Consider the following 15,168-nt stretch of genomic DNA (forward strand, 5'->3'; position numbering starts at 1 on the left):
AATAATAAATAAAAAATAAAAATAATAAAAAACAGAAATATAATTATAATAATATAATAATATTGAAATCTATTTTGAAAAATAATCTAGGATACGGTTATATGGACAAATTATTTATTTTGTTTATAATTTTAATAATATTAGGAATTGTAGTAGGTGTTTCTAATCAAAATATAGTTGATGATAGTCTTAATAATATAAAAACAATACTTGAAGGAGAAGCTAACCAAGAACCAATAGCTAATCTTAGTACAAATTATAACAATACTACAAATAGCTATAATAATTCTACAAACAAAACTAATTCTAATAGCAAGATTAATTCTAATAATATTACTGATAATAATAGTAATAATAGTAATTTTAATGAGAAAAGTGATTTAATTAATTCAAATAATCCTGTAAAAACATATAACAATAATGGAATATCTTTTTCTTATCCTAGTTATTGGAGTTTTGATCAATTAAACAAGTTTTTAAGTTTATATCAAAAAGAGTATTTAAGTCGTTGGGATGATGGATTAATATTTTATATTTCAGATAACTCACTAGAAGAAGAATTAGAACTTCAAAAAAGTAAAAGATTCAAACAACCAACTAATATTACAGTTGATGGTAAAAAAGCCTATTCTTTAACTAGTACAAAAGCAGATTATTGGCATCAGCTAATCATAGTCCAAAAAAACAAAACTCACTCCTATGTTTTTATATTTTATTGTGATAGAGAACTTAAAAAACAAGATAAAATATTATTTAATGAAATACTAAAAACAATGAAATTAGAATAATACAATTATAACATAAGATTAATCAATATGAGATTATCAATAGAATTTATTATAAATTTACAAAATATTAAATTTACAACATATTAAATTTACAACATATTTCTTTCATAAGTTAAAATCTTATCTATCGCAATGTCAGGATTATAAATTTCTTCTAAATCATAATATCTACCATTAGATAAAAATGCTAACTCCATATTAATATTCCTTCCATGTTTGTGCTTCTTTTCAAAATCAATGATAATAGTATATATTTTATTTTCAGCTAACTCCTCACCCATAGCTAAAACATCATTTATAGGGCTTCCTCTAACCTTTTTATTATAACTATCAGTTAGACCAACATTAGGCATTCCATCTGAAAGCAATATTAACATTGGAATAAACTCTCCCTTTTTATTCTCATTTTTAAGTATTTCAATAGCTTTTTCAAGACCTGAAGCCATTGGAGTTGTTCCTCCAACTGTGATCTTATCAAGCTTCTCTAAAAAAGAACTAGGACGTTTAGTACTTGGAATTATTACTTCAGAATCCCGACCTTTAAAACCTATGACTGTTAATTTATCCCTATTCCTATTAACATTCCTAATTATTCTTTCTAAAATACCCCTAATCTTATTAACTTTCTTTTCAGCAAGCATTGACCCACTCATATCAACTACCAAAGCTATACTAGCTCTTGCTTTATGTTTTCTAACTTTTTCACGAATATCTTCATTTTTTATATCTACTTTTAAGGCATTTTTCTTATTTAATTCTGTATTTTTAGATGTTTTAGATTTTATAGCTGCACGTATAGTAGCATCAATAGCTATATCTGAATTTGAAACATTTGGAGAATATTTACTTTTTACATACTTCCCTTTTTCACTTTTTGAATTAACTCTTGATCCATAAAACTTTTCTTTTTCACGTCCTTCCATTACAAGCATTTTACGAATATCTTTTTCAAGAGACTCTAAATCGAATTCATTTATTTCTTTTTCAGACTTATTTTCATTATAATCCATCTGATATTCATCATCTATCTTATCTGAATCATTTACTTCCCCTTGAAGTTGATTTTCATTATTATAATCATCATTAGAAGGATTATCTAAATCATTATTTTCTTCATTATTCTCCCCATCAGATTTATCTTCATCATTTTCATCTAAATTATCCTCACTATCCAAATCATTAAGATTATCATCTATATTATTATCAAAGCTATTATCAGAGCCATTATCTTCATTTAAATCATTATCTTGAACATATTCATTGGAATTATCATCCTGAATATCTTCATTAGAATCATCTTCTTTGCTCGAATCTTGATTTTGACTAGAATTTTCATCATCATCTGAATCTTCACTATTTTCTTCCTGATTCATTTCACTTTGAGCCTGTTGAATCTGATTTTGAATTTGATTATTATCACATTCATTTATTTCTCCTAAAACAAGCAATATGCTTTCTTCAAGATCATCCATAGTAACTTTCCAATGATTGTTAAATGCAGCTATTGCTTTAGCTGTTTTAAGAATTGTTATATCATTCCTATGACCTTCAACACCAAGATTTCTTGTTAATCTAGCTATTATTTCAAAATATTCATCACTAATACTAACTGATGGAAGAAGTTTTCTTGCCATGATTATCCTTTTTTGAAGATTATCTTCAGCATCTGCATACTTAGCTATGAAACTTTCTGGATCTTTTTCAAAGTCATCTATCTGTTTCATAATTTCTATTCTATCTTCAATATTATTAATTCCAGAAACAGAAATTTTTAAACCTATTCGATCGGATAGTTGTCCTCTTAGTTCTCCTTCTTCTGGGTTCATTGTTCCAATTAAAATGAACTTTGATGGGTGTGAAATTGAAATTCCTTCTCTTTCAATAGTGTTAACACCAAATGCAGCAGCATCCAATAAAACATCAACAAGATTATCATCCAAAAGATTAATCTCATCAATATAAAGAATATTACGATTAGCTTGAGCAAGAAGACCAGGCTCTAAAGCTTTAATACCTTCATGAAGAGCCTTTTCAATATCAAGAGAACCAACCACACGATCCTCAGTAGCACCTAAAGGAAGCTCAATAACACGCATAGGTTTTTTAACTAAAAGAACATCATCATCCTTATTTTTATCAATAGCTTTATAAAGTTCAAAATCTTTATAAGATTCTTCATCAGAATTAAAAATATCCCCATCAACAACCTCAATCTCAGGAAGAAGATCAGCCAAAGCCCTAACAGCAGTAGTCTTACCAGTACCACGATCACCCTTAATAAGAACACCACCAATCGAAGGATTAACAGCATTCAAAACAAGAGCCTTCTTAATCTTCTCCTGACCAACAATAGCCGTAAACGGAAAAACACTCTTCTTCATATTTTCACCAATGATAATATCCAATTATAAAATCTAGTATCCATTATTTAATCTAGTATCCATTATTAGTCTAATATCCATTATTTAATCTAGTATCCATTATTAGTCTAATATTCATTATTTAATCCGATATCTAAATTAAATCTTATCTCTCTCATAGTCTATTATTTTTTCTAAAACCATATCAGATAAATCACTTTTAAATGAACCAAATGACATTGAATTTGTATCAACACCTTCTACTTCAAAAATATCTTTGGATAATTTATCACCAAGAATTTCAAGATCATAAAAATTCCCACCAGTTATAAAAGTTAATTCTTTGTTTATACTTCTTCCCTTATTTTTTTCCTTTTCAAAATTAACAATAACTGTATGAATATTATATTTAGCTATCTCTCCACCAACAGCCAAAGCATCCTTAATAGGATTACTTATAATCATTTTATTAGATTTATATTCCTTTGATTTTCCAGAAGAATTATTATATTTTAAAGACTTAGATCTTTTATTAAAATTAGAATTAATATTAGATCTTTCTAAACTTACATTAGTTACCCCATCAGATAATATCATAAGCATTGGAATATATTCTTCCTTATTGAGATCCTTTTTTAAAACCTCTAAACCTTTTTTAAGTCCAGCAGCCATTGGAGTAGTTCCTCCAACAGTTATACTCTCAAGTTTATTTAAAAAAGAATTAGGTCTTTTAGTATTTGGAATAATAACTTCTGAATCCTTACCTTTAAACCCAATAACAGCTAATTTATCCTTGTTAACATGAACATTTAATATTATTTTTTGTAAGATTGCTTTTATTCTATTAAGCTTTTCATCACTAATCATAGAACCACTCATATCCACAATTAATGCAATGGATAATTTAGTTCCATGTTTTCTTACTTTTTCTCTTAAATCCTCTTTTTTTATATTAACTTTTAAATTAGTATCTTTATTAAATTTAGTATATTTATTAAATTTAGAATTATTATTTATATTAGAATTTTTTATATTAGAATTTAATACAGATGCACGAATAGTAGCATCAATAGCTACATCCTCAGAATTATTAGAAATCTTACTTTTAACATACTTTCCTTTTTTACTTTGTGAGTTTACCCGCTTACCATAAAGTTTCTCTCTTTTTACACCTTCAACCATTAATATTTTTTTATATCAAACTTCCCATCAATATTAAATTCATTAAAATTTTCTAATTTTTCACCCTGATTAAGTTTTGAATTAGATTCATCTTTATCTTCAAAATCAGAAGTATTAATAAAATCCTTTTCTTTAGATTCACCATCTCCTAATTCAATATTATCTAAATCTTTATTATTAGAATCATTAAAAGCCTTATCTAATTCTTGATTTTCATGATTTTGATTTGCTTTTTTTAATTTCTCATTTAATGAATCTTCTAATTGTTCTTTAATTTTTTCTTGAAGATTATCATTACTGAAAGAAAAACTATCGTTATCTAAATCATTTTCCCCTTCTTTTTCTCTTTTTTCAATATCATTCCTAATTTTCTGAATCCTTTGATTGAGTAGAGGATCTTCCCCAAGAACAAGAGAAATAGCTTCTTTTAAATCATCAAAATCAACAGTTAAATTACCATTAAAAGATGCAATTGTTTTAGCTGTTTTTAAAATACTTATATCGCTTCTATGTCCTTCTGATGAAAGTTCTAAAGTAATTCTAGCTATTACCTCTAATAAAACATGATCAATAACCACATCATTTAATATTTCCTTAGCTTTTATTATTTTGTTTTGAAGTTTCTCTTGTTTCTTATTGAATTTAGCTCTAAAAGATAAGGGATCTCTTTCAAATGCTTCTCTTCTTTTCATAATTTTTATTCTATCTTCAATGTTTGAAATACCTTCAACTTCAATTTCAAGACCTATTCGATCCGATAGTTGTCCTCTTAGTTCTCCTTCTTCTGGGTTCATTGTTCCAATTAAAATGAACTTTGATGGGTGTGAAATTGAAATTCCTTCTCTTTCAATAGTGTTAACACCAAATGCAGCAGCATCCAATAAAACATCAACAAGATTATCATCCAAAAGATTAATCTCATCAATATAAAGAATATTACGATTAGCTTGAGCAAGAAGACCAGGCTCTAAAGCTTTAATACCTTCATGAAGAGCCTTTTCAATATCAAGAGAACCAACCACACGATCCTCAGTAGCACCTAAAGGAAGCTCAATAACACGCATAGGTTTTTTAACTAAAAGAACATCATCATCCTTATTTTTATCAATAGCTTTATAAAGTTCAAAATCTTTATAAGATTCTTCATCAGAATTAAAAATATCCCCATCAACAACCTCAATCTCAGGAAGAAGATCAGCCAAAGCCCTAACAGCAGTAGTCTTACCAGTACCACGATCACCCTTAATAAGAACACCACCAATCGAAGGATTAACAGCATTCAAAACAAGAGCCTTCTTAATCTTCTCCTGACCAACAATAGCCGTAAACGGAAAAACACTCTTTCTCATATTTTCACCAATAGTAATATCCAATTATACACGATAGTTAATATAATATTTTAGCAATATAGATTATATATTTTAATAAGTTAATTTAATAATATACTTTAATTAATGTAATTTAACTTAAATGATATAATTTAACGTAAATTAATGTAATTAATGTAATTATTGTATTAATGTAATTTAATATAATTTAATCTAATTTAATATAATTTATGTATTTAATAAGCCATTTTTAAGAATTATATTTTTAAGAATTATATTAAAATGATAAATTTCTATAAATTATTATAAATTTATCCATGAGCTTATTTTAATATACTTTGAGAATATATATTATTTTTATTCTATATTTATTTTATCATATACAAATTAATTATAAAAATAATAAAAATAAAAAAAATAAAAAAATAAAAAAATATAACAAAAAATATAATATTTATAAAATCTTTAAAAATAGGATTTTAAAAATAAGAAAAAATATAAAAAGTAAGATATTAATAAATATTGAAATTAAAAATATTAAAAACACTGAACATGTAAAATTAAAATTAAAATTATGAAAATCTTAATTTATCATAATAATCTTAATTTGTAGGGACTTCTATAGATTTTGAATTATCAAGATCTTCATCTTTAGTTAACAATTTATCATTAAAAAAATCTATTAAAAGAGCTCCTAAAGGTGCTGTAAATATTATAGATATGGCCGAAATAGCTAATATTAATTCTCCCGAAGCTACTCCTGCAGCTAAAGGAACTGCTCCAATAGTAGCTTGTACATTCGCTTTTGGAATATAAGAAGTCATGCAAAATATTTTTTCTTTATTGTTTAACCCAGATCCAGCTAAAGCCATAAATACTCCTCCAAATCTAGCTATTAATCCCATACATATAACAAATATTCCAACTATTATAACTGGTGCAAATAAGCCTTCAGGAGTTTCAATTAACAAAGGAAGTTCCAATTGAGCTCCGAGAAGTACAAAAATAACAATTTCTGCAACTATCCATAAATTTGAATATCTATTTGATAAACCTAATGCAACTTTAGGCATACGATCTAATAATAAGAAACCAATGACCATTACTCCAACAAGGCCAGCTAATGGTATTCTTCCTTGTAAAGCCTCACCAAGTGAATTAAGAAGTATTCCGGTTGCAAGTGTAACAAATAATTTTTCAATATCTGAAAAGTCCCATCTTCTAAATGCATATAAAAGAATCAATCCAGTTACAAATCCTGTTAAAACGCCCAATATCAATGATATAGGTATACTAGCTATACTCCATACAATGTTAATATTTCCTCCAGTATACATCCCTAAAAATACTGAAAATATTGTAATAGCTACAACATCATCAGCTGATGAACCTGTTAAAAGAATTTCTGGAATACCTTTTTTAGTACCCAATCCTTTATCAATTAGATTAAGCATTCTTGGAACAAGTATTGCTGGTGAAACAGCAGCCAGAATAAATCCTAACATTCCTGATTCAATAAATGATATTCCAAGGAAATAATGACCTACAATCATAACTAGTAATCCTTCAAAGACTGATGGAATACAGCTCATCTCAACTGCAACCCTTCCAACTTTACGAAGAGAATCTCGGCTAAGTCCCAAACCTGCTCTAATCAATAGAATTACCATTGCCATTGTGGCAATTTCTTGTGTTAATCCCATAAATTCAATGTTTAATATGTTTGTTGCATATGGGCCAAGTAAAATACCTATTAGTAAGAATCCTAAAAAGGCAGGTACACCTAATTTACTGAAACATTTTATACATAAAACTCCAAGCAACATTACAATTGCTAAACTTAATATTATTTGTTCCACTTAAACATACCTCATACTCATTATTTTTGAAACATTCATTATAATTATAAAATTTCTTATATATATTGTTTTATTTATGATATTTTTGTTTTATCTATAATACTTCATTAAATTTTATAATTATTATTAAGCATTGAATATTTTAATGAAATGTTCTAGATTTTCTTTAAAATATTTTATATTTTAATATAAATATAATAATTTTAATATAACATGATTAATTATTTGTTAATTAATCTAGTAATTTTCAATTCAACATTATCTATGAACCTTCACAACCATATACTCTATGTAAGGAAATAGGAAACCTATTTCCTAATTTTAATCCTAAATATTATAATAAATATTATGATATATAAATATTTTGGTATTACAATAGTAACTTGATTAAAATCAATTTTACCAAAATCAACTTATATAAAAAAATAAAAAATAAAAAATACGGAAATAAAAAAGCCAAAAAATAAAATATAAGAATAGAAGAAATAAAAATATATAAAAATAGAAGAAATAAAAGTATATAAAAATAAAATATAGATATCTACTAGAAGAAAAGAATAAATATTAAAAAAAACATAATAAGTATTGTTATATACAAAAAAAAGGTGATTTTTATGTGTACTGTTGGAGGACCAATGGCAGATATTAAAATGAAAAAACTAAAAACCAAAAGATATAAATGCTTAGACTGTGGAAATGACTTTAAAGGTCTAGGTAAAAGAGTTATTTGCCCATCATGTCAAAGTGACAATGTAGAATGTTTAGATTAATTTTTTTATTTTTAATTTTTACTAATATTTATACTTGTTTTAAATTTAAGGAATAAATAAATTGCAAAAAATAGATTTACAGCCAACTGAAGTACTATTTTTAATTGGAGATACAGGGACAGTTGGAATTGTGAAAGTAGCTAATGAACAAATGCTATTTATAGGGACTCCTGAAAAAGAAGAAATTGTCCTATATCTAGAAAAAGATGATTTAATAGCTATATCAGCCTTTGGAACAGGACAAAAATATGAAAAAGCTATAAAATCAATGGCATATATCACACGAGAAATGGAATCTCCAATAATTGTCCTACCAAAAGATCATCCAAGCTCAAAAAGATTAAAAATGGTTTTATCTGTAGGAGAAAGTGTTCGACTAGATTGCAATATAACACCTGGAACACATCCAGAACAAGATATATTATGTTCATGTGATAGTTTATCTGGATTAAGAATTGATAAAACAAAAAATGGCGTTAATATCACTGGAAACACTGTAAACCATAAAATAGAAAAATTATGATCATTTTATGATTTTATAATAAATAATTTTAAGGATAAATAATTTTAAAGATATATAAATTATTTTTAAAATATATAAATAATTTTTACAATGTGTAAATAAAATTTAATAAATATAAAACATTTTAATAAATATAAATAAATAGTTTAATAATATATAAATAATTTAATAATATAAATAAATAATATAAATATATTTAAAATATATTTAAAAAAACAAAATAAAATATAAAAACAAAATTAGCATGTAATTATGACAATCGATACTTTATTTCAAATATTTGGACAAACATTAATCTTAATAGCTGTAGGATTATTTATCTTACTAATTTTAGCCCTAATTTTAGGTAGAATACTACTTAAAAAAGACATACTTATTTTCCCAAGGTTAATTATATTTGCATTAGATGTTTTTTACTCACCATTAAAAAAGTTAGCTAAAAGCTTAGGGTTTGATGAGTCAATGGTAGATCATATTGGAGTTGAAGTTAGAAATAAAATAAACGAAAAAAGATTTAGCAAGACAGATCCTAAAAAAAAAGATAATTGTATTTCCACATTGTCTTAGAAACCCGAAATGTGAAGCTATATTAGATGAAACAGGGCTAGTTTGTGATTGTTGTGGTAAATGTGCAATTGGAATAATAAAGCCAAAAGCAGAAAAAATGGGTTATAAAGTTTTTGTAATTCCAGGATCAACTTTTGTAAAAAAGATTGTTAAAAACAATGAATTTGAATCTGTGCTTGGAGTAGCATGTTATGAAGATTTAAACTTAACAATGATGAAATTAGCTGATTTTTCACCACAAGGAGTTTTACTTTCAAGAACAGGTTGTTTTAAAACAAAAGTAGATGTTAAAACAGTTTTAGATAAAATAGGCTACAAAGAAAATAACAGTGAAGAAAACGAATCATTTAGCTATTATAAAGACTTTGATGTAGGTTGTACAGATAAAAAACACAAAATGAATTAATAAAACATTTTTTAATATTAATATTTAATATTTAATTTTTGATATACCATTTGATTTTAATTTTTTAACCTTTGATTTTTAATATTTAATCTTCTAATTTTTAGTCTTCTAATATTTAATTTTTAATATTTAGTACTAAAATTAATATTTAGTACTAAAAACTATTAATTTAATTTTAAAATAATCAGTAATCTTCTCTTTAAATCTATAACTATTAAATTTATAAATTTTAAATTCTATAAATTAAATAAATTTAAGTAATATAAAAATAGTTGTAGCTATGTAAATAACTACACTTTTAAAAACAAGCTATATAATTATTAACTCTTTTTAAAAAATTATAAAAGATTATAGTTTTCTCTAGGTTTAATCAGTAACATATCTGGATGGATGACTGCATAATTGTCTAAACATAACTTTTCATCTTCATCAACCCAAATATCAAAAGGAAGGCGATATGACCTAATGATTTTTTTCAAATAAACTGGAGCTTGAGGAATATAAATCTTAAAACCTTCATTATGGACAGCTTCTAAAAACTCCTTAAATTTACCTCTACCAATATTAGTAACTTCAATATAATCAATATATAACTTTTTCCCATCTTGAATATAAACTCTTGAAGTGTTTTTAAAATGCTTTGGAACAAAACCTACTCTTTTAGATAATGCATGTTCTTGACTTAACCTAACTTTCAAATAAACAACCCCTTGGGTTTTTAAAAAAATCTTATTAATATGGATAAATATACTTTAAACAGTGTATTTTAATATATAAATCATTAATAAAAGATAAATTATTAAATAATTCTTTTGAGATGATTATATTTTCTTTTTCCTGATTTAAATAATTTTCTAGTTTCTTTAAAAATAATTTTTATTTATATAATAATATATAATGATAATTTTTGTTTTTAATCAAAATATCAATTGAAAAATAAAAAACGCCTATAAAAATAAAAACATAATAATAAAAACATAAATATTATCGTGAAAATGAGTCTAAATCAAAAATTCTAAAAAATCAAATAATAACTAATAAAAGTAATATAATAACTAATAAAAGTCAGATAGTAGCTACTAAAAATCAAATAGTAAATAGTATATTAATTATTTAACTATCCTATTTTAACTATCCTATTTTTTACTTCTAGCTTTCTTATTACAATCAAAACAAAAATCTTTTTCCACATTTGATTTAAAAGTTTTACCGCAACTTTTACACCTTAGCTCGATTAAAGTGGATTTTTTATCTACAATATCCAATGAACATGAACATTTCCACCCCATTTTGCCATTTAGAGCTGCTTCAAAAGCTTTATCTTCATCTGTTTCTTTTGACATATTATTAAATATATTTACAATATTTATATATTTTTTCCAGAAAAAATCTAATTCTTTTTCAAATAATAATAATAATAAAGAGGGAAAAAATCTTATAAATATAAAAAATCTGTTTTTATCAGATTTATCAATAAAAACAAAATATATGTAATATTAATAATAAAAATAATAATAGATTTAAAAGTTGTGATATAATGGAAAATTATGATGATAAAGCCTACATAAGAGCTAAAAAAAGAGTGGATGATGTAAAAGGATTTTATATTCATTTAGTTACGTATATTATAATAAACTTTTTTTTGTTCATAATAAATTTAATATTCACTCCAGGTACATGGTGGTTTTTATTCCCACTTATATTCTGGGGAATAGGTTTGATCTTTCACTTCTTAGGAATTTTTGTATTTGAAAATAAACTATTAGGAAAAGAATGGGAAGAAAAAAAGATAAAAAAATACCTAGAAGAAGAAAAAAATAAAAAATAGCTAAATAAATAGCTAAATTAAATATTTAAATTAAATATTTAAATAAATATTTCTGGATTTCTTCTTTGTGAAAAGTTATCTTCTAACATTTTAGCAAGTCCTATGATTTTTTCATCATTATTGAACTTTGCATCTTCAGGACATATTTTTATACATTCACAACAAAGAATACATTTACTTGGGTCTGCTTCTCTTGGATTATCCATACTTATAGCACCAGTTGGACATTCTTCTGCACAATCCATACATTCTGTACAGTTATCATTAGTAGAGGGCGTAACATGTGGAAGCACTCCCCTTTCTTTGTAAGGATAATTACCCTTAACATCAATACTATCAACCTGATTATCACCAATATTTTTAAGTTTTATTACTATTGAATCTCCGAATGCCCTTGCTTCTTCTAAATCTTTTTCATCAGGTCGACCAGTAGCTACTTTATCTGTAAATGAATGTTCTCCAATAAATGCCCCTGCTGCAATTACTTCAAACCCATTTTCATCTAATATGTTTCTCATTTCAAGTAAGGCATCATCATAGTCCCTATTTCCATAAATAACTACTATAATAGCTTTTGTTCCATCAGCATTTAAATTATGAACATATTCTTCTATTACTTCAGGAATTCGACCAGAATAAACAGGTAAACCTAAAATAAGAATATCTTCTTTTGAAAATTCAGGAATCCTCTCTACATCATGATTTTTAGTAATATTTATATCTTTTAAAGAAGTTTTAAACTTCATAGCTACTTTTCGTGCTATTGTCATAGTTATCTTTTCACTAGTCCTTGTTGGACTAAAATATACAGCCTTTACATCCATTTTATCATCCATTTTATAGCTTATATATCTTTTGCTTATATCTCCTTTAAATTAATATATAATTAATATAATATATATCTAATTATTATAAAAATTCTAATTGTCATAGAAATCTATTTAATATATAATTATAACTTAAACTCTAAAATATTGAAACTAAAATATAAAAACAATGAAAATGAAAAGCACGATGAAAATTAAAATAAAAAGTATATAGAAAGCAAAATAAAAAAAATTTAATAAAAAGTATAATAAAAATCTAATAAAAAATTAATAAAAATTAATAAAGATTAATTAACAAAACTTTTCATATTCATTGGAAAGTTTACTTATATAAATTTTAGACCATATATATGCTATTATTGCTCCAATTGCATTTCCAAGCACAATTCCATACCAAACACCAGTTTGTCCTAAATTTAAAACAATTGCAAAAACATATGAAAATACTATTTGAAGAATTAATGCTCTTATAAATGCAATTATCAAAGAATTCAATCCTTTTCCTAATCCTTGGAAAACTGAAGATGATACAACTCCTAATGGGAAAAATAAATAAAATAGACAAGTAATCCTTAAGAAATCTGTCATTTGCCCTAATAAATTTTCAGAACCTGGAGTATATGCAAACAAATAACTAATATATGGAGCTAAAATGAAAATAACTATTGATAGAATTACAATAATCAAAGTTCCAAACTTTATTGCATAGCTATGAGTTATATCTATATTTTCATATCTTTTTGCCCCTAGATTTGCACCAGTTATTGCTATTACAGATGTTCCAATAGCTATAGGAATCACCATTACTATTGCAACAAAACGCCAACCTCCAGTATACACAGCAACACCATCTACACCAGATACTACCATCAAAATAGCATTTAATGTTATTGCAAGAATACTTATAAGGAAAAATTCAACACCAGCTGGCAATCCTACACTTAAAATCTCTTTTATAAGTTTACTTTTATATATAAAATCTTTTAGAGAGAATTTAATATAAGTATCCCCTTTAAACCAATATAACAATAATAATGAAACTAATCCCATAGATATTACTGTTGCAATAGCTGCTCCAGCTACACCTAAATCAAGATAATAAATGAAAATCGGATCTAGAAACATATTTAATATTGCTCCAAATAACATAGCATAAGTTGTTTTTATAACATTTCCCTCAGCTCTTAATATTCCATAAGCTGTAGCTGAAAAAACTATGAAAATAGTTCCTAAAAATAGAATGTTACCATATTCCATCCCTAAATTTATAGTAGGCCCTGCACCCATTGTTAATAATATTGGCTTGAGGAAAATTAGAATTAATACTGTAAATATGATTGTAATAATAATAGTTAGTAAAATTACATGTAAAGCTGCATTATCTGCTTCTTTTTTATTTTTTGAGCCTATATATCTAGAAATTACAGCTGTAGCACCTGCACCAATTCCATTTGAAACTCCAAAAACTATTAGATATAATGGATTTACAAAACCTATTGCAGCTAATGATGCATCTCCCAGTCCAGCTACCCATACCCCATCAATAAATGCATAGAGAGAATTTATAATCATTGCTATAATCATAGGAATAGATAACTTTAGAACAGCTTTTTTTGGATCTCCTAATAAAATCGAAATCCCATTAGTATTTTTAGTGCTACTTTCATTATTAGTTGTAATCTAATCATCTCCTATTTTTTTACAGATCTCTCTAAGTATTCTTTTTTCATTTTCAGTCAATTCTTTTAAACATTGATTGTGTATCTCATCTCTAATCCTACAGATAGGATTTATTATAGACTTTCCTTTACTTGTAAGTATTAATTGAAAAGATCTCCTATCTTCCTGATTTTTTTGTCTTCTTATATAACCTTCATCTTCAAGATGATCAATAAGATACACCATAGTTGTTCTATCAATCTTTAAAATTTCTCCTAATTTTTTTTGATTGATTTTTTCATTATTAAAAATTGTCACAAGCACACGATAATGATTTGTTACTATAGAATAATCCTTTAAAGCTTCATCAAACTTTTCTCCAAATTTATGAAGAATGGTTGCAAGTACATACCCATAACTATTATCTAAATCTACATAATCATTATTTAAACACAAAGTTATCTCTCCAAAAAGTAATCAAATTATATGATAATCAGTACTACTGATTATATTTATAATAAACATTATATAAATATTTCTGAGTAATGGTCCTAAGTACAAAAATAAAATAATATCATCAATAAGCTAAATATTATTAATAAATTAAATAAATAAATTAAATATATTCTTAGAATAGTGAAAAAACAATGAGGATAATAATAAAATAATAATTAGGCAGTAATAAGATAAAAATAAACATAATATTTATTTTAACAAAAATTAATAAAAATTATTTATAAATCTATTATTTTATCTAATATCCCTTATATTCAGGTTCACATCCACAAGCGTGGGCTTTTTTCAATTTATTATTTTCTAAAATAAAAACATCAGTAATATTGAAGTTTTTTATTAATACTTCTAATATTAGATATGCAAGAAAGGTAGTATCTACTATTACATTTATAAATTGTTTTTTATCCAAAATATCTTCAATAATTTGATTTATATTATTATAAACTTCATCCATATTTTTATCAATATTTATTCTAAACTTGTTTACTTTTATATTATTAGAATTCCATTCTTGTTTTGATATTTTTTCATTTAGATAAAATATTTCTGTTATTT

General features: G+C 25.0%; 14 protein-coding genes and 1 pseudogene. 5 read left to right on the top strand and 10 right to left on the bottom strand.

The features are described from left to right. Positions 1-101: 101 nt before the first annotated feature. Positions 102-788: a hypothetical protein gene (locus MBBAR_RS08700; protein WP_080460970.1), complete on the top strand. Its 687-nt coding sequence runs from the start codon at positions 102-104 to the stop codon at positions 786-788. Between the two features lie 89 nt (positions 789-877). Here the strand turns inward: MBBAR_RS08700 and MBBAR_RS08705 are convergent, their stop codons facing one another. The 4 genes from MBBAR_RS08705 to MBBAR_RS08725 form a co-directional block, all read right to left on the bottom strand. After that, a complete protein-coding gene (locus MBBAR_RS08705) occupies positions 878-3,169 on the bottom strand; it encodes a VWA domain-containing protein (protein ID WP_080460971.1) in 2,292 nt (763 codons plus the stop codon). 138 nt (positions 3,170-3,307) lie between these two features. Then, positions 3,308-4,330: a vWA domain-containing protein gene (locus MBBAR_RS08710; protein ID WP_080460972.1), complete on the bottom strand. Its 1,023-nt coding sequence runs from the start codon at positions 4,328-4,330 to the stop codon at positions 3,308-3,310. Then, positions 4,330-5,703 (bottom strand): ATP-binding protein, encoded by a 1,374-nt coding sequence (locus MBBAR_RS08715; RefSeq protein WP_249025058.1) that lies wholly within the window; start codon positions 5,701-5,703, stop codon positions 4,330-4,332. The genes MBBAR_RS08710 and MBBAR_RS08715 overlap by 1 nt, the downstream gene beginning before the upstream one ends. A 557-nt stretch (positions 5,704-6,260) precedes the next feature. Then, positions 6,261-7,517, bottom strand: coding sequence for a cation:proton antiporter domain-containing protein (locus tag MBBAR_RS08725; protein ID WP_080460975.1), 1,257 nt, complete (start codon positions 7,515-7,517; stop codon positions 6,261-6,263). A 614-nt stretch (positions 7,518-8,131) separates the two neighbouring features. On the opposite strand from MBBAR_RS08725, the gene MBBAR_RS10440 reads away from it, so the two are divergent. From MBBAR_RS10440 to MBBAR_RS10740, 3 genes and pseudogenes are all read left to right on the top strand, one after another. Next, positions 8,132-8,287 (top strand): hypothetical protein, encoded by a 156-nt coding sequence (locus MBBAR_RS10440; RefSeq protein WP_169835758.1) that lies wholly within the window; start codon positions 8,132-8,134, stop codon positions 8,285-8,287. A 61-nt stretch (positions 8,288-8,348) separates the two neighbouring features. Beyond that, the gene (locus MBBAR_RS08730; RefSeq protein WP_225370580.1) at positions 8,349-8,810 is read left to right on the top strand and encodes a hypothetical protein; all 462 of its coding nucleotides are present in this window, start codon (positions 8,349-8,351) and stop codon (positions 8,808-8,810) included. Positions 8,811-9,059: 249 nt separating this feature from the next. Continuing rightward, positions 9,060-9,783: pseudogene (locus MBBAR_RS10740) on the top strand (DUF116 domain-containing protein). Between the two features lie 338 nt (positions 9,784-10,121). On the opposite strand, the gene MBBAR_RS08740 reads toward MBBAR_RS10740, so the two are convergent. Together MBBAR_RS08740 and MBBAR_RS08745 are read right to left on the bottom strand one after the other, a co-directional pair. Further along, positions 10,122-10,481, bottom strand: coding sequence for a hypothetical protein (locus MBBAR_RS08740; protein WP_080460976.1), 360 nt, complete (start codon positions 10,479-10,481; stop codon positions 10,122-10,124). 438 nt (positions 10,482-10,919) lie between these two features. Further along, positions 10,920-11,126 (bottom strand): hypothetical protein, encoded by a 207-nt coding sequence (locus tag MBBAR_RS08745; protein ID WP_080460977.1) that lies wholly within the window; start codon positions 11,124-11,126, stop codon positions 10,920-10,922. Positions 11,127-11,320: 194 nt separating this feature from the next. On the opposite strand from MBBAR_RS08745, the gene MBBAR_RS08750 reads away from it, so the two are divergent. Further along, positions 11,321-11,611: a 2TM domain-containing protein gene (locus MBBAR_RS08750; RefSeq protein WP_080460978.1), complete on the top strand. Its 291-nt coding sequence runs from the start codon at positions 11,321-11,323 to the stop codon at positions 11,609-11,611. Positions 11,612-11,649: 38 nt separating this feature from the next. On the opposite strand, the gene MBBAR_RS08755 is transcribed toward MBBAR_RS08750, so the two are convergent. From MBBAR_RS08755 to MBBAR_RS10340, 4 genes are all read right to left on the bottom strand, one after another. Beyond that, complete coding sequence (locus tag MBBAR_RS08755; protein WP_158082568.1) at positions 11,650-12,435, bottom strand: EFR1 family ferrodoxin; 786 nt, start codon at positions 12,433-12,435, stop codon at positions 11,650-11,652. 294 nt (positions 12,436-12,729) lie between these two features. Next, the gene (locus MBBAR_RS08760; protein WP_080460980.1) at positions 12,730-14,022 is read right to left on the bottom strand and encodes an MATE family efflux transporter; all 1,293 of its coding nucleotides are present in this window, start codon (positions 14,020-14,022) and stop codon (positions 12,730-12,732) included. 96 nt (positions 14,023-14,118) lie between these two features. Further along, positions 14,119-14,553, bottom strand: coding sequence for a MarR family winged helix-turn-helix transcriptional regulator (locus MBBAR_RS08765; RefSeq protein ID WP_158082569.1), 435 nt, complete (start codon positions 14,551-14,553; stop codon positions 14,119-14,121). Between the two features lie 298 nt (positions 14,554-14,851). Then, positions 14,852-15,168: hypothetical protein (locus MBBAR_RS10340; RefSeq protein ID WP_158082570.1), on the bottom strand; the 317-nt coding region annotated here is incomplete at its 5' end.

The organism is Methanobrevibacter arboriphilus JCM 13429 = DSM 1125, from assembly GCF_002072215.1.
Lineage (GTDB): Archaea > Methanobacteriota > Methanobacteria > Methanobacteriales > Methanobacteriaceae > Methanobinarius > Methanobinarius arboriphilicus.

Bases quoted from the DNA above. Each gene is read 5' to 3' on its own strand.
- MBBAR_RS08705 (WP_080460971.1), bottom strand. From the start codon at position 3,169: ATGAAGAAGAGTGTTTTTCCGTTTACGGCTATTGTTGGTCAGGAGAAG.
- MBBAR_RS08700 (WP_080460970.1), top strand. From the start codon at position 102: ATGGACAAATTATTTATTTTGTTTATAATTTTAATAATATTAGGAATT.
- MBBAR_RS08745 (WP_080460977.1), bottom strand. From the start codon at position 11,126: ATGTCAAAAGAAACAGATGAAGATAAAGCTTTTGAAGCAGCTCTAAAT.
- MBBAR_RS08760 (WP_080460980.1), bottom strand. From the start codon at position 14,022: ATGATTATAGCAATGATTATAAATTCTCTCTATGCATTTATTGATGGG.
- MBBAR_RS10440 (WP_169835758.1), top strand. From the start codon at position 8,132: ATGTGTACTGTTGGAGGACCAATGGCAGATATTAAAATGAAAAAACTA.
- MBBAR_RS08750 (WP_080460978.1), top strand. From the start codon at position 11,321: ATGGAAAATTATGATGATAAAGCCTACATAAGAGCTAAAAAAAGAGTG.
- MBBAR_RS08755 (WP_158082568.1), bottom strand. From the start codon at position 12,435: ATGGATGTAAAGGCTGTATATTTTAGTCCAACAAGGACTAGTGAAAAG.
- MBBAR_RS08710 (WP_080460972.1), bottom strand. From the start codon at position 4,330: ATGGTTGAAGGTGTAAAAAGAGAGAAACTTTATGGTAAGCGGGTAAAC.